This window comes from Citrobacter sp. Cf118 (assembly GCF_030334095.1).
Lineage (GTDB): Bacteria > Pseudomonadota > Gammaproteobacteria > Enterobacterales > Enterobacteriaceae > Citrobacter > Citrobacter freundii.
On the sequence record NZ_JAOWES010000089.1, the window covers coordinates 129524 to 143292 of the forward strand.

The window sequence follows — 13769 nt, forward strand, 5'->3', positions numbered from 1 at the left end:
TCAATGAAAATTGCAGATCAATTTCATGATGAGTTATGTAGACTGGCCGCCATTAATTTTGAGGCACACGTACTACATGGCTGAATTCGAAACCACTTTTGCAGATCTGGGCCTGAAGGCTCCTATCCTTGAAGCCCTTAACGATCTGGGTTACGAAAAACCATCTCCAATCCAGGCAGAGTGCATTCCGCATCTGCTGGGCGGCCGCGATGTTCTGGGTATGGCCCAGACAGGTAGCGGCAAAACTGCAGCGTTCTCTTTACCGCTGCTCAACAATCTTGATCCTGAGCTGAAGGCACCTCAGATTCTGGTGCTGGCACCGACCCGCGAACTGGCGGTTCAGGTAGCAGAAGCCATGACGGATTTCTCTAAACACATGCGCGGCGTGAACGTGGTTGCCCTGTACGGCGGCCAGCGTTATGACGTGCAATTACGTGCCCTGCGTCAGGGACCACAGATCGTCGTCGGTACGCCGGGCCGTCTGCTGGATCACCTGAAGCGTGGTACTCTGGATCTCTCCAAACTGAGCGGTCTGGTACTGGACGAAGCTGACGAAATGCTGCGTATGGGCTTCATCGAAGACGTTGAAACCATTATGGCGCAGATCCCGGAAGGTCATCAGACCGCTCTGTTCTCTGCAACCATGCCGGAAGCGATTCGTCGTATTACCCGTCGCTTTATGAAAGAGCCGCAGGAAGTACGCATTCAGTCCAGCGTTACCACGCGTCCTGACATCAGCCAGAGCTACTGGACTGTGTGGGGCATGCGTAAAAATGAAGCGCTGGTGCGTTTCCTGGAAGCAGAAGATTTTGATGCGGCGATTATCTTCGTTCGTACCAAAAATGCGACCCTGGAAGTGGCAGAAGCGCTGGAGCGTAGCGGTTATAGCAGCGCTGCACTGAACGGCGACATGAACCAGTCCCTGCGTGAGCAGACTCTGGAACGTCTGAAAGATGGCCGCCTGGATATCCTGATTGCTACCGACGTTGCGGCCCGTGGCCTGGACGTTGAGCGTATCAGCCTGGTTGTTAACTACGACATCCCGATGGATTCCGAGTCTTACGTTCACCGTATCGGCCGTACTGGTCGTGCGGGTCGTGCGGGTCGTGCGCTGCTGTTCGTTGAGAACCGCGAGCGTCGTCTGCTGCGTAACATCGAACGCACCATGAAGCTGACTATTCCGGAAGTAGAACTCCCGAACGCAGACCTGCTGAGCAAACGCCGTCTGGAAAAATTCGCCGCTAAAGTACAGCAGCAGCTGGAAAGCAGCGATCTGGATCAGTACCGTGCTCTGCTGGCAAAAATGCAGCCGGAAGAAGAGCTGGATATCGAAACGCTGGCAGCAGCATTGCTGAAAATGGCTCAGGGCGAACGTCCGCTGATCCTGCCGCCAGATGCGCCGATGCGTCCGAAACGCGAATTCCGCGATCGTGATGACCGTGGTCCGCGCGATCGTAACGATCGTGGCCCTCGTGACCGTAATGACCGTGGTGGTGAAGATCGTCCGCGTCGTGAACGTCGTGACGTTGGTGACATGCAGCTGTACCGCATTGAAGTGGGCCGTGATGACGGTGTTGAAGTTCGTCATATCGTTGGTGCTATTGCTAACGAAGGTGATATCAGCAGCCGTTATATCGGTAACATCAAGCTGTTTGCTTCCCACTCCACCATTGAACTGCCGAAAGGTATGCCGGGCGACGTGCTGCAGCACTTTACCCGTACTCGCATCCTGAACAAGCCGATGAACATGCAGCTGGTTGGCGATGCAGTTCCGCACACCGGTGGTGAGCGTCGTGGCGGTGGCCGTTTCAGCGGTGAGCGTCGTGAAGGCGGTCGCGGTGAAGGTCGTGGCTTTAGCGGTGAACGTCGTGAAGGCGGTCGTGGCGATGGTCGTCGTTTTAGCGGCGAACGTCGTGAAGGCAACCGTGGTCCGCGTCGTGACGATTCTTCTGCTCCGCGTCGTGATGACTCCGCTGGTCGTCGTCGTTTCGGCGGTGACGCATAAGCCTCACGGTATAAAAGCGTAAAGTAATATATACAGCCCCGATCTCAACAATCGGGGCTTTTTTTATTTCATTTGTACTCGTGTACTGGTACAGTGCAGCACATTGAGATGTAGTCACAATATAAATGACTGGAGAGATGGCTAAATGGCAACACTAACCACCACCCAAACATCACCCTCGCTGCTCGGCGGCGTGGTGATTATCGGCGGCACCATTATTGGCGCGGGGATGTTTTCTCTGCCAGTGGTCATGTCCGGGGCGTGGTTTTTCTGGTCAATGGCAGCGCTGATCTTCACCTGGTTCTGCATGCTGCACTCCGGGCTGATGATCCTTGAAGCTAACCTCAATTACCGCATTGGCTCCAGTTTTGACACCATCACGAAAGATCTGCTGGGCAAAGGCTGGAACGTGGTGAACGGCATCTCGATTGCTTTCGTTCTCTATATCCTGACCTACGCGTATATCTCAGCGAGCGGGTCGATTCTGCATCACACCTTCTCGGAGATGTCGCTGAATGTTCCGGCGCGCGCGGCGGGTCTTGGCTTTGCGCTGCTGGTGGCATTTGTGGTGTGGTTAAGCACCAAAGCGGTTAGCCGCATGACGGCGATTGTGCTGGGTGCGAAGGTAATTACCTTTTTCCTGACCTTCGGCAGTTTATTGGGACACGTTCAGCCCACAACGTTGTTTAACGTGGCGGAAAGCAATGCTTCTTATACGCCGTACCTGCTGATGACGCTGCCGTTTTGTCTGGCCTCATTCGGCTATCACGGCAACGTTCCGAGCCTGATGAAGTACTACGGCAAAGATCCGAAGACCATCGTTAAGTGTCTGGTGTACGGCACGCTGCTGGCGCTGGTGCTGTATATCGTATGGTTGCTGGGAACGATGGGCAACATTCCGCGTCCAGAGTTTATCGGTATTGCGCAACAGGGCGGTAACATTGATGTGCTGGTACAGGCGCTGAGCGGCGTACTAAACAGCCGCAGTCTGGATCTGCTGCTGGTGGTGTTCTCCAACTTTGCGGTGGCGAGTTCATTCCTCGGCGTTACGCTCGGTCTGTTTGACTATCTGGCGGATCTGTTTGGCTTTGATGACTCAGCAGTGGGACGTTTCAAAACGGCATTGCTGACGTTTGTCCCGCCAATTATCGGTGGCCTGCTGTGGCCGAACGGTTTCCTGTACGCCATCGGCTATGCAGGACTCGCAGCAACCATATGGGCTGCCATTGTTCCGGCACTGCTGGCCCGTAAATCCCGCGAGCGTTTCGGTAGCCCGAAATTCCGTGTCTGGGGCGGTAAGCCGATGATTGCGCTGATCCTGGTGTTCGGTATCGGCAACGCGGTTATCCATATTCTGTCGAGCGTGGATTTGTTACCGGTCTATCAGTAAAACCGTTGCCCGGTAGCGCTACGCTTACCGGGCCTACAGTACCGTTTAGGCCGGATAAGGCGTAGCCGCCATCCGGCACAAACCGCGCTACCCCAACAATTCCTGCTTCACATCCATCGCCAAATCAAACGAATGAAGACGTGCCTGATGATCAAAAATCTGGCCGTTAACCATAATTTCATCGGCCTGGGTTTCACGCAAAATGGCATCAAGACCGTGACGCACTTTTGCCTTATCACCAACCAGCGACATGCTCAGCGCCTGTTGTACGCCGTACTGTTCAGAAGCGGACCACAGCTGATGCATATTCTCTACCGGCGGTGGTAGCTGGCCGGTTTCGCCACGACGCAGTTTCACAAACGCCTGCTGCATCGAGGTGAAAAGAAACTCGGCATCGCGATTGCTGTCAGCGGCAATGATGTTGATGCACACCATCGCATACGGCTTTGCCAGCCGCGCTGAGGGTTTGAACTGGGTGCGATACAGATGCAGCGCCTGATGCAGCATATCCGGAGCAAAATGCGAGGCGAAGGCAAACGGCAGGCCGAGCTGGGCCGCCAGCTGTGCGCTGTACAGGCTGGAGCCTAATAACCAGACCGGGATCTGTTCGCCGTAGCCGGGAACCGGGCGTACATGGGGATTAGGATCGTGGGCGTCGAACCAGTCCACCAGTTCAGCGACGTCGCGTGGGAAGTTATCTATATCACCGCTCATATGGCGGCGCAGCGCACGCATCGTTGGCTGATCGCTCCCCGGCGCGCGGCCAAGCCCAAGATCGATGCGTCCCGGATACAGCGTATTCAGGGTACCGAACTGCTCGGCGATCACCAGCGGCGAATGGTTGGGCAGCATCACGCCGCCAGACCCGAGATGCAGCGTGGTGGTATTGGCAGCCAGATAGCCAATCAGCACTGAAGTTGCCGCGCTGGCGATACCGACCATGTTGTGATGTTCTGCCAGCCAGTAGCGGTGGTAGCCGCGCTTTTCGGCCAGTCGGGCGAGATCAAGCGAGTGCGTGAAGGCCTCTTTTGCCGAAGACCCTTCAGGGATTGGCGCCAGATCCAGCACCGAGAACGGAATAGTTTTGTCAGTCATAACGGCTCACTTTGTTACCGGTTAATCTTTTAATACTGCATTAAAATTTGATTACCGTTGTTAACAAAGTGAGCTTTTTTACGCCTGCAGCTCCAGACCAGCCAGTCGCTTCCAGTAACCGTTGCAGTCACTGTGGGCGGCAAGCGGTAATGGAGCACTGCCATTTTCATTGGCGCGGAATGCATCAAGCATGGCGAATGTTTCGCTGCCCGAGGGGGACAGGCGCACAATATCAACCAGACCCTGCATTGATGTCAGCTCGTTGCCGAGGTTGTAAACGTAGCCGCTCATGGTCTGGATCCCGTTGAGCACAAAGACCTGCTGATTCTCCTGAGACAGCACATCGCGTCCGTTCGGGTATTTGATGCAGCAGGTTTCACATTCGTCTTTTGGACGATCTTCAGAGCGTGCGGTAAAGCATCGGGCGGAGTATGCCAGCGGCAGATGCCCATAGCTCAGTACCTCGACTTCAAACTGATTGCGAATACCCAGCTCATCACACTGGTTGAGCAGGTTTACCAGCCAGTCGCGGGATAACTCTACCGGCATACACCAGCGCGTCATGCCCTGCTTGAGCAGTAAACGCAGGGTTACCGCGTTGTAGCAGTTGAGCGCATGCCCGGCGACAAACGGCAGCTTACGCTCGGCGCACATGTTTACCACCCCAAGATCGCTGGCTTCCAGCAGGAAGTCGCCGTTTTCAACATAGCGCTTCAGTTCTCCCAGCTCAGAAGAGGCCTGCACCAGCGCCAGCGTCGACAGCACCACCTGTTTACCGCTGCCAGCGAGTGATTTCGCCATATCCAGCCAGTCGCTTACTTTGGTGGCACGGCGTTTACTGCATACCGCTTCGCCAAGATAGATAATGTCGGCCTGGCTTACGGCGGCCTGCTGATAAAAATCTTCCAGCGTTTCTTTCGGCCAGTACCATAGCACCGGCCCTAAGGAATATTTCATTGCTTCTCTCACTGCCATTTACGGTGATACGCGCCAAGCGTGGTCTGTGTGCCTTCGGACATTGAACCGAGCGTTTCCATCCACGCGGCCTGCGGGACGTAGTTTTGCGGGTCGGCCATACAGCGGTCGATTGCTTGACGCCACACTTTCGCCACCTGGCTGACATAGGCCGGGCTGCGCTGACGTCCCTCGATTTTCACCGAGGCAATATTGGCTGCCAGCAGTTCCGGCAGTAGCTCCAGCGTATTCAGGCTGGTGGGTTCTTCCAGCGCATGGTAGCGCTCGCCATCAACCAGATAGCGGCCTTTGCATAACGTCGGATAACCGGCATTTTCTCCATCCTGATAGCGGTCGATCAGCACTTCATTAAGACGGGATTCCAGCCCTTGTTGGGTCTGCTGCCAGCGAACAAAACGAGCAGGAGAGCAGGCACCAACCGTGTTAGGAGACTCGCCTGTCAGATAGGACGAAAGATAGCAACGGCCTTCCGCCATAATGCACAGGCTGCCAAAGGCGAACACTTCCAGGGGAACTGGCGTGACACGAGCAAGCTGCTTCACCTGATGAATAGACAGCACGCGCGGCAGAACCACGCGGGCGACGTCAAAGTTGCGATGGTAGAAATTAATCGCCTCTTCATTGGTTGCAGATGCCTGAACAGAGACATGGCGCTCAATATGCGGGTAGCGCTCTGCGGCATACTCAAGCATGGCGAGGTCGGCGAGGATCAGCGCGTCTGCACCCAGTTGCGCAGCCATATCAACGGCACGCTGCCAGCGCGCGTAACCATCCGGGTGCGCAAAGGTGTTAATCGCAATGTGCAGCTTACGGCGATGTTGATGAACGAAACTCACCGCTTCCTGCAATTTTTTCTCGGTAAAATTAAGGCCGGCGAAATGACGGGCGTTGGTATCATCTTTCAGCCCGATGTAGACAGCATCAGCGCCGTTCTCGATGGCCGCCTTAAGCGCCGGGAGGTTTCCGGCAGGGCAGAGCAGCTCCATAATTTATCCTGAACGTTGCGCCATGTAGGGCGCAGAAATGTTAACGAAGAGGGATTTTAGTTAACCTTGCTGAGACAATTTTTGATTTGAGGCAGTTAAAGTCGTATTGGTGACACCAATAAAGAGGTAACAATTTCGTAGCGAATTGTTGATTTATGCCGCTATGTCGTTTATTTGATATGGCAAAATAGCAGGACTATTGAAACAGGGAGTAAAGCTCGTGTTGGATAAACTGCGTTCACGCTTAGTACATTTAGGTCCTTCTCTGATGAGTGTACCGGTTAAACTGACGCCCTTTGCGCTGAAGCGCCAGGTTCTGGAGCAGGTCCTGAGCTGGCAGTTTAGTCAGGCGCTGGCCGATGGGGAGCTGGAGTTTCTCGAAGGTCGCTGGCTGAGCATTCATGTGCGTGACATTGACCTCAAATGGTATACCTCTGTTGAGAACGATAAACTTATCGTCAGCCAGAATGCAGATGCGGATGTGAGTTTTAGCGCCGATGCCAGCGATCTCCTGATGATCGTGGCCCGCAAGCAGGATCCGGATACGCTTTTCTTCCAGCGTCGCCTGGTGATTGAAGGTGATACAGAATTAGGGCTATACGTAAAAAATCTGATGGATGCCATCGAACTGGAGCAGATGCCTAAAGCGTTGCGCGTCATGCTGATGCAGTTGGCGGATTTTGTTGAGGCGGGGATGAAAACGTCGCCAGAAACCAAACAGACCTCGGTAGGTGAGCCATGCTGATTCGAGTTGAGATTCCCATTGATGCCCCTGGTATTGATGCGTTGCTGCGCCGTTCATTTGAGAGCGATGCGGAAGCAAAATTAGTGCACGACCTGCGTGAAGATGGTTTCTTAACGCTGGGTTTGGTTGCTACCGATGATGAAGGTCAGGTAGTGGGTTACGTCGCGTTCAGCCCTGTCGATGTTCAGGGTGAAGATCTGCAATGGGTCGGCATGGCGCCGCTCGCGGTGGATGAAAACTACCGGGGGCAGGGCCTGGCGCGTCAACTGGTCTATGAAGGACTCGATTCCCTGAACGAGTTTGGCTACGCCGCGGTGGTTACGCTGGGCGATCCGGCACTGTACAGCCGCTTTGGCTTTGAGCTGGCAGCGCATCATGACCTGCGTTGCCGCTGGCCGGGCACCGAAAGCGCGTTCCAGGTTCATCGCCTGGCGGACGATGCGCTGGAGGGCGTGACGGGCCTGGTGGAATACCACGACCACTTCAATCGTTTTTAACATCCGGGGCTTGCAGGCTGTTCAGTAGAGCCTCAAGCCCTTCGCCTTCTACAAGGCGCTCTTTCTGACGCTTTGTGAGCTGTTTGACGCGATACTCTATGCGCAGGGCCAGCGAACGGTCGCCAACTTGCGCCGCAAATGCCAACGTGAGTTCCCCCTTTCCACGTAGCGCCTTCGCGCCTTTCCCACTTTGATGCTGCTTATAGCGGCGCTGCACATCGGTGGTTATTCCGGTGTATAAGGCGTTGTCAGCGGTACGGATCAGGTACAGATACCAGGGTGTCATTGTCACCATCGACGTGATAATTTTCAGGCCTACAGTATAAAAGAGAACAGAAATGGAAACACTGACTGCAGTGTCTCGCTGGCTGGCAAAACAGCACGTCGTGACCTGGTGCGTACACCACGAAGGTGAATTGTGGTGCGCCAATGCGTTTTACCTGTTTGATGCGCAGAAGATGGCATTCTATGTGCTGACCGAAGATAAAACGCGCCATGCGCAGATGTCGGGACCGTGTGCACCGATTGCTGGCACGGTAAATGGTCAGCCCAAAACGGTCGCCCTGATTCGTGGCGTGCAGTTTAAGGGGGTGATTCGCCGTCTTGAAGGGCAGGAGAGTGAAGCCGCGCGTAACGCCTACAACCGCCGTTTCCCCGTCGCCAGAATGTTGCCAGCGCCCGTGTGGGAGATTCGACTGGATGAAGTCAAATTCACGGACAACACGCTGGGCTTCGGTAAAAAGATGCACTGGCTACGTGATCTATAGTTAAAAGAGTGATTGAAGCGTCAGGGGAAAATAAACGATGAGTCAGGTGTTAATAACCGGTGCAACGGGTCTGGTGGGTGGACATTTATTGCGGATGCTACTGAATGAACCCCGGATCAATGCCATTACGGCGCCGACGCGTCGACCGCTGGCTGATACGGTTGGCATCTATAATCCCCACGATCCGCAGCTAACCGATGCTCTGGCGCAGGTTACCGATCCGGTCGATATTGTCTTTTGTTGTCTGGGAACGACCCGACGTGAAGCGGGCAGCAAAGAAGCATTTATCCACGCTGACTATACGCTGGTAGTGGATACAGCTCTGACGGGGCGTCGGCTGGGGGCACAGCATATGCTGGTGGTGAGTTCGATGGGCGCTAATGCCAATTCACCGTTTTTTTATAACCGGGTGAAAGGTGAAATGGAGCAGGCGCTGATCGCGCAGAATTGGCCTCGGCTGACCATTGCCCGGCCTTCAATGCTACTGGGTGATAGGGACAAACAGCGGGCGAATGAGATGTTTTTAGCGCCGTTGTTCAGGCTGCTGCCGGGTAACTGGAAGTCGATTGAAGCGCGCGATGTTGCGCGGGCAATGTTGGCAGAAGCGCTGGCGCCTGGGCATGAAGGGGTTTCGATCCTGACCTCTTCCGAGTTACGCGAAAGGGCTAAATAAAATGCCGGATGGCGCTGACACTTATCCGACCTACAAACGATAACGTCCTGTAGGCCGGATGAGACGCTCAGGCGTCGCTATCCGGCATCAGTATTACTTAATAAACGTAAAGGCCGTCGTGACGCGTTTCACGCCGCTTACCCGGCTGGCGATGTCTGCCGCCGCCTTCGCTTCGCGTTCGGTCACCAGACCTAACAGGAACACTTCTCCATTCTCGGTCGTGACTTTCACGTTAGAGGATTTCACCTGATCGCTGGTCAGTAACTGGGAACGTACTTTGGTGGTTATCCAGGTATCGTTGGACGCATCGCCCAGACCGATTGGCTGGCCCTGACGGATCTCATTAAAGACCTCAGTCGTACCTTCTACGCCCATCGCAATCTGTTTTGCTCGTGCAGACAGTTCGCTATTTGGCGACTGACCGACCAGCAGCACTTTACCCTGATATGCGCTCACGTTGATTCGCGCTTCTTTCTTGATCTGGGCATCTTTCGACAACGCCGTATTGACGCGTAATTCCAGGGTTCCATCATCTACCTGGGTGCCGACGCTGCGAGGATCCGTCGCGGCTTTGGTGCCGACAGCAGCAGTTCCGACAACGGCAGCAGCGACACAGCCTTGCAGCAGCAGTGCAGCGATAATCACAGCAAGCGGCGAAAATGCCTTCATGTGTACTCCTTAATCATCCTGGTGAGGGAAAAGCGTGTTATCGATGAGATCGCAAAGGCAGTTGACCGTCAGCATGTGCATTTCCTGAACGCGGGCGCTGTGGTGTGAGGGGATACGGATTTCAACATCCTGCGGCCCCAGTAATCCGGCCAGTTCCCCTCCGTCATACCCGGTCAGCGCGACGATTGTCATGTCGCGTGTCACGGCGGCTTCAACGGCTTTTACGATATCGCGGCTATTACCACGCGTAGAGATTGCCAGCAGAACATCTCCTGCATGTCCCAGCGCACGGACTTGTTTTGCATAAACTTCGTCGTGCAGGCGATCGTTGGCAATCGCAGTTAAGACCACATTATCAGTGTTTAGTGCAATCGCAGGTAAACTTGGGCGTTCTGTTTCAAAACGATTGATCATGCTGGCAGCAAAATGCTGTGCGTTGGCAGCGGACGTCCCATTACCACAACAGAGAATTTTGTTGCCATTGAGCAGGGACTGAACCAGCGTCATGGCGGCACGGGAGATCGCATCCGGAAGTGCTTCAGCCGCAGCTATCTGAGTTTGAATGCTTTCTGTAAAGCAGACTTTAATTCTATCTAACACGCTAATCCTTAAGAACCAGGCTCTGAATCTTCAACTATGAGCGGTCGTTGAACGCGTCCTTAAACCACTCAACATCATTTCCGGTGAAGGCTAACACATCGAACCGGCAATCCACAGTATCAAAACTCCCATTGTGGCGCGCAAGCCACAAGCGGGCGGTCTGTAATAATTTGTGTTGTTTGCTCCGGGTCACACTCGCCGCTGCGCCGCCAAACTGGGCCGAGCGCCGATAGCGGACTTCAACAAAGACGGTGGTGCTGCCTTCACGCATTATCAGGTCGATTTCGCCGCCACGTTCACGCACGTTGGCGGCGATAAAATGCAGTCCCTTGCTTTGCAGCCAGTCACGCGCGGTGGATTCCCACGCGTCACCGGTCTGTTTACTCGTTAACTGGCGGGGACGACTTGTCCTTGCTGGTATTTGAGCCATGATAACTTCCTGTTAATCACACAATCCGGCGTTGCGGTTAAGGCCCCGGTGTTGCCGTTAATTTCGAAACCCTGTACCTGACGCATTTGCGAGAAGTGGTTGGCAAGTGACCAGGCATCGACGCCCATCGCATACATACGTGCCAGTGAGTAGTCGTTACGAACCGCGCCAAGCGCCTGCTGCATGAGAGGAGCGTTAGCACCTGCAAGCATCGGTATTTCGCTGTACTGCAAGCCTTCCATCTCCAGACGGAAATCCGGGCCAGCAGTTCCCTGCGCGCTACGGGAGCTGGCGTACAGCGTCGCTCCGCTCTGGCTGCCGTTGCGCATAGCGATCATCGGCTTAATAAAGGCAATTTCTTCCGGCGTCGCCAGAATATACACGGCATCAACACGGCCGCTGCCGCCGGTGATCTGCGCATCGGTGGGCGCAGCCGGAATCGTCAGGCCGCCAATCGTCACGCCAGGTTGCGCAGGTACAGAGGAGGCCACCGGGCTGCCCGTCAGGGAAATTCCCGAGCCGCCGTTGACGCCCATTTTCAGCTCGGCGGTGGAGCCAAACTTCTGCTGCAACACTACGCCGCCGCCCAGCTTTTGCCATTCCTGTGCAAAGGCGTTGGCAACGCGATCGCCTAATGAACTCCGAGGGATCAACAACAGCGGCGTCTGTTTTCCTTGATCGCGGATGTGACGCGCGGCGTCGCGCGCTTCATCTTCTGGCGACAAAGCGAAGTAGCAGACGTTCGGCAGGTTTTTCACCGACTCCGGCTGATTAAGTGCCAGCACGTTTAATGGCGTATTGCTTTTCATCAGCTCTTCAACATTATTCTTCAGCAGTGGGCCAACCACGATGCTGGCGCCATCCTGTTGAACCTGAGTCAGGATTTGGTTCAGAGGCTGTGATGAAGTGTCGTAGATTTTCAGCTCTGCTGATGGATTCGCCGGTGCGCTGGTGGTTGTTGGCTGAGCGGGTGCTGTGGGCTGCGCAGCAGGTGTTTCTGGCTGAGCTGGCGTCTCGTTGGTCAGATCGCTTACTGACGCCTGAGAAGGGCTGGCAACGCCGTCAGTCGTTTGCGGCTGTTCTGTGGTCGTCGCAGCTGTTGTATCCGCAGCAGGCACAGCTACCGCAGGGGCCGCTACGGGTTGAGTACCCATATTTTTCGCCGCTTCAAAGCCTTGCTGAATAGTCCGGCCAAATACAGCGGCCTGACCGTTCAGTGGCAGCAGCAGCGCAATTTTGCTGGTGGAGGCGGGCTTAAAGCTCTGGACGTTAACCAACTGCGTTGGCAGTATTTTTGCGCCCGGGTTTTGCGGATAACGTTTCTGCCAGTCCGCAATACCGGCTTTCATCATGTCTGGATCGTTACGGTTATCGAACCAGACGCGCTGGAGATCCAACCAGCCTTGCAGCACGTTTTCATCCGCATTGATGACCAGTGCCTGTGCTTGCTCCTGGGTCATGGATGACAGCGCCTGCCAGGTGGCATCGATGTTTTTCTGCTTAGCATTCGCGGACAGCAGCGGTTCCTGAGCGATCAGGGCGCGCAGTAGTGTCAACGATGGGCGACCCTGGTTGACGTCGATTTGCGCCTGCCAGTATCTGACCTGCTGGTTTTGATCGAAATCGGCAGGAGTGAGTTTATCCAGCAGGGCCTGAGCGCCAGCGATATCTTTCTGTGCGAGCTTGATCTCGACGGCCAGCAGAGACTGCTCACGACGCTGAGTGTCGTTTAGTTTCTGCGGCAGCTGGTTGAACAGCTCGCTAGCCTGCTGGCTCTTGCCTTCTTTCAGCAGTGCACGAATGGCGAGTAATTGCCAGTTGGTCTTGCTATCATCTGAGCTTTGCTGCATTTGTTGCAGATAAAAGCCGGAATCAGCCTGCGCAGTGCCCTGCATATGGGCTGCACTCTGGTCTGGCGCCTGGGTGCCACAGCCTGCGAAAATCAGTGCTGCCAGAATGACTGGTAGCGCGCGCGCGGCTTTCAAACGAGAAAATGTTGAGGGTACCATACTGTATCCAGTGATATTTTTTTACTCAATGCTCAATATTAAATCGGCAATACGGACGACACAATGAAACAACACGAATCGGCGGATAATTCTCAAGGCCAACTCTTTATTGTACCTACTCCTATAGGAAATTTGGCTGATATTACCCAACGAGCGCTCGAAGTTTTACAAGCCGTTGATTTGATTGCCGCTGAAGACACTCGTCATACAGGATTATTGTTACAACATTTCGCGATTAACGCCCGTTTGTTCGCGTTACACGATCACAATGAGCAACAAAAAGCGGAAACGCTGGTGGCGAAGCTCAAAGAAGGGCAAAACATTGCGCTGGTTTCCGATGCCGGAACGCCGCTGATTAACGATCCTGGCTACCATCTGGTGCGCACCTGTCGCGAAGCGGGGATCCGCGTTGTTCCGCTGCCAGGTCCTTGTGCGGCGATTGCTGCCCTGAGCGCTGCTGGTTTGCCTTCAGACCGCTTTTGCTATGAAGGTTTTCTGCCTGCCAAATCGAAAGGGCGTCGTGATGCGATGAAAGCCATTGAGGCAGAGCCGCGTACGCTTATTTTTTATGAATCTACCCACCGCTTGCTGGATAGCCTGGAAGACATGGTTGCCGTCTGGGGCGAATCCCGTTACGTGGTGCTGGCGCGCGAGCTGACCAAAACCTGGGAAACCATTCACGGCGCACCGGTCGGCGAACTGCTTGCGTGGGTCAAGGAAGATGAAAACCGTCGTAAAGGTGAAATGGTGCTGATTGTCGAAGGGCATAAAGCGCAGGAAGACGATCTCCCTGCCGATGCGCTGCGTACGTTGGCTTTATTACAGGCAGAACTGCCGCTGAAAAAGGCCGCCGCGCTGGCCGCTGAAATCCACGGCGTGAAAAAGAATGCACTGTATAAGCACGCACTGGAACAGCAGGGGGAGTAGA

Annotated in this window: 16 protein-coding genes; 8 read left to right on the forward strand and 8 right to left on the reverse strand. The window is 54.7% G+C overall.

Annotation, left to right across the window (positions count from 1 at the left end; all coding sequences use genetic code 11):
* The first annotated feature begins 3 nt into the window (after nt 1-3).
* From yrbN to mtr, 3 genes are all read left to right on the forward strand, one after another.
* Entirely contained in the window at nt 4-84 is an 81-nt protein-coding gene (gene yrbN, locus OGX67_RS24265) for a protein YrbN (protein WP_010723222.1), read from the forward strand.
* Nucleotides 77-2005, forward strand: a complete 1929-nt coding sequence (locus tag OGX67_RS24270) for a DEAD/DEAH family ATP-dependent RNA helicase (RefSeq protein ID WP_048218712.1) — start codon at nt 77-79, stop codon at nt 2003-2005. The genes yrbN and OGX67_RS24270 overlap by 8 nt, the downstream gene beginning before the upstream one ends.
* A 145-nt stretch (nt 2006-2150) precedes the next feature.
* Nucleotides 2151-3395 carry a tryptophan permease gene (gene mtr / locus OGX67_RS24275; RefSeq protein ID WP_257651765.1) on the forward strand — a complete coding sequence of 415 codons (1245 nt, stop codon included), beginning with the start codon at nt 2151-2153 and terminating at the stop codon, nt 3393-3395.
* Nucleotides 3396-3482: 87 nt separating this feature from the next.
* Here mtr and OGX67_RS24280 read toward each other — a convergent pair whose 3' ends face one another.
* The 3 genes from OGX67_RS24280 to ubiU all read right to left on the reverse strand — a co-directional run bounded on the left by OGX67_RS24280 (nt 3483) and on the right by ubiU (nt 6451).
* The gene (locus OGX67_RS24280; protein ID WP_071696766.1) at nt 3483-4490 is read right to left on the reverse strand and encodes a luciferase-like monooxygenase; all 1008 of its coding nucleotides are present in this window, start codon (nt 4488-4490) and stop codon (nt 3483-3485) included.
* A 78-nt stretch (nt 4491-4568) separates the two neighbouring features.
* The gene (locus tag OGX67_RS24285) at nt 4569-5447 is read right to left on the reverse strand and encodes a U32 family peptidase (protein ID WP_127790455.1); all 879 of its coding nucleotides are present in this window, start codon (nt 5445-5447) and stop codon (nt 4569-4571) included.
* Between the two features lie 8 nt (nt 5448-5455).
* Nucleotides 5456-6451, reverse strand: a complete 996-nt coding sequence (gene ubiU / locus OGX67_RS24290; protein ID WP_003024971.1) for a ubiquinone anaerobic biosynthesis protein UbiU — start codon at nt 6449-6451, stop codon at nt 5456-5458.
* A gap of 220 nt (nt 6452-6671) precedes the next feature.
* On the opposite strand from ubiU, the gene ubiT reads away from it, so the two are divergent.
* Together ubiT and OGX67_RS24300 are read left to right on the forward strand one after the other, a co-directional pair.
* Complete coding sequence (ubiT, locus tag OGX67_RS24295; protein ID WP_003024968.1) at nt 6672-7196, forward strand: ubiquinone anaerobic biosynthesis accessory factor UbiT; 525 nt, start codon at nt 6672-6674, stop codon at nt 7194-7196.
* Nucleotides 7190-7693 carry a GNAT family N-acetyltransferase gene (locus OGX67_RS24300; RefSeq protein ID WP_003024966.1) on the forward strand — a complete coding sequence of 168 codons (504 nt, stop codon included), beginning with the start codon at nt 7190-7192 and terminating at the stop codon, nt 7691-7693. Before ubiT ends, OGX67_RS24300 begins: the two co-directional genes overlap by 7 nt.
* Here OGX67_RS24300 and OGX67_RS24305 read toward each other — a convergent pair.
* A complete protein-coding gene (locus tag OGX67_RS24305) occupies nt 7680-7988 on the reverse strand; it encodes a GIY-YIG nuclease family protein (RefSeq protein ID WP_269430568.1) in 309 nt (102 codons plus the stop codon). The genes OGX67_RS24300 and OGX67_RS24305 overlap by 14 nt on opposite strands.
* A 43-nt stretch (nt 7989-8031) precedes the next feature.
* On the opposite strand from OGX67_RS24305, the gene OGX67_RS24310 reads away from it, so the two are divergent.
* Together OGX67_RS24310 and OGX67_RS24315 are read left to right on the forward strand one after the other, a co-directional pair.
* Nucleotides 8032-8460 (forward strand): YhbP family protein, encoded by a 429-nt coding sequence (locus OGX67_RS24310; protein ID WP_257651764.1) that lies wholly within the window; start codon nt 8032-8034, stop codon nt 8458-8460.
* A gap of 37 nt (nt 8461-8497) precedes the next feature.
* Nucleotides 8498-9133 (forward strand): NAD(P)H-binding protein, encoded by a 636-nt coding sequence (locus OGX67_RS24315; RefSeq protein ID WP_003024957.1) that lies wholly within the window; start codon nt 8498-8500, stop codon nt 9131-9133.
* A gap of 93 nt (nt 9134-9226) precedes the next feature.
* Here the strand turns inward: OGX67_RS24315 and dolP are convergent, their stop codons facing one another.
* From dolP to OGX67_RS24335, 4 genes are read right to left on the reverse strand one after another with little or no spacing between them, the layout of a single operon-like run.
* Complete coding sequence (gene dolP / locus OGX67_RS24320) at nt 9227-9802, reverse strand: division/outer membrane stress-associated lipid-binding lipoprotein (RefSeq protein WP_003024954.1); 576 nt, start codon at nt 9800-9802, stop codon at nt 9227-9229.
* Nucleotides 9803-9811: 9 nt separating this feature from the next.
* A complete protein-coding gene (gene diaA / locus OGX67_RS24325; protein ID WP_003024948.1) occupies nt 9812-10402 on the reverse strand; it encodes a DnaA initiator-associating protein DiaA in 591 nt (196 codons plus the stop codon).
* Nucleotides 10403-10436: 34 nt separating this feature from the next.
* Entirely contained in the window at nt 10437-10832 is a 396-nt protein-coding gene (locus tag OGX67_RS24330) for a YraN family protein (protein ID WP_003024946.1), read from the reverse strand.
* Nucleotides 10790-12841: a penicillin-binding protein activator gene (locus tag OGX67_RS24335; protein WP_286527703.1), complete on the reverse strand. Its 2052-nt coding sequence runs from the start codon at nt 12839-12841 to the stop codon at nt 10790-10792. The genes OGX67_RS24330 and OGX67_RS24335 overlap by 43 nt, the downstream gene beginning before the upstream one ends.
* A gap of 63 nt (nt 12842-12904) precedes the next feature.
* Here OGX67_RS24335 and rsmI point away from each other — a divergent pair, with 63 nt between their 5' ends.
* A complete protein-coding gene (rsmI, locus tag OGX67_RS24340) occupies nt 12905-13768 on the forward strand; it encodes a 16S rRNA (cytidine(1402)-2'-O)-methyltransferase (RefSeq protein WP_003024942.1) in 864 nt (287 codons plus the stop codon).
* The last annotated feature ends 1 nt before the right edge of the window (nt 13769 follow it).

Bases quoted from the DNA above. Each gene is read 5' to 3' on its own strand.
- yrbN (WP_010723222.1), top strand. From the start codon at position 4: ATGAAAATTGCAGATCAATTTCATGATGAGTTATGTAGACTGGCCGCC.
- OGX67_RS24270 (WP_048218712.1), top strand. From the start codon at position 77: ATGGCTGAATTCGAAACCACTTTTGCAGATCTGGGCCTGAAGGCTCCT.
- mtr (WP_257651765.1), top strand. From the start codon at position 2,151: ATGGCAACACTAACCACCACCCAAACATCACCCTCGCTGCTCGGCGGC.
- OGX67_RS24280 (WP_071696766.1), bottom strand. From the start codon at position 4,490: ATGACTGACAAAACTATTCCGTTCTCGGTGCTGGATCTGGCGCCAATC.
- OGX67_RS24285 (WP_127790455.1), bottom strand. From the start codon at position 5,447: ATGAAATATTCCTTAGGGCCGGTGCTATGGTACTGGCCGAAAGAAACG.
- ubiU (WP_003024971.1), bottom strand. From the start codon at position 6,451: ATGGAGCTGCTCTGCCCTGCCGGAAACCTCCCGGCGCTTAAGGCGGCC.
- OGX67_RS24300 (WP_003024966.1), top strand. From the start codon at position 7,190: ATGCTGATTCGAGTTGAGATTCCCATTGATGCCCCTGGTATTGATGCG.
- OGX67_RS24305 (WP_269430568.1), bottom strand. From the start codon at position 7,988: ATGGTGACAATGACACCCTGGTATCTGTACCTGATCCGTACCGCTGAC.
- OGX67_RS24310 (WP_257651764.1), top strand. From the start codon at position 8,032: ATGGAAACACTGACTGCAGTGTCTCGCTGGCTGGCAAAACAGCACGTC.
- OGX67_RS24315 (WP_003024957.1), top strand. From the start codon at position 8,498: ATGAGTCAGGTGTTAATAACCGGTGCAACGGGTCTGGTGGGTGGACAT.
- dolP (WP_003024954.1), bottom strand. From the start codon at position 9,802: ATGAAGGCATTTTCGCCGCTTGCTGTGATTATCGCTGCACTGCTGCTG.
- OGX67_RS24330 (WP_003024946.1), bottom strand. From the start codon at position 10,832: ATGGCTCAAATACCAGCAAGGACAAGTCGTCCCCGCCAGTTAACGAGT.
- OGX67_RS24335 (WP_286527703.1), bottom strand. From the start codon at position 12,841: ATGGTACCCTCAACATTTTCTCGTTTGAAAGCCGCGCGCGCGCTACCA.
- rsmI (WP_003024942.1), top strand. From the start codon at position 12,905: ATGAAACAACACGAATCGGCGGATAATTCTCAAGGCCAACTCTTTATT.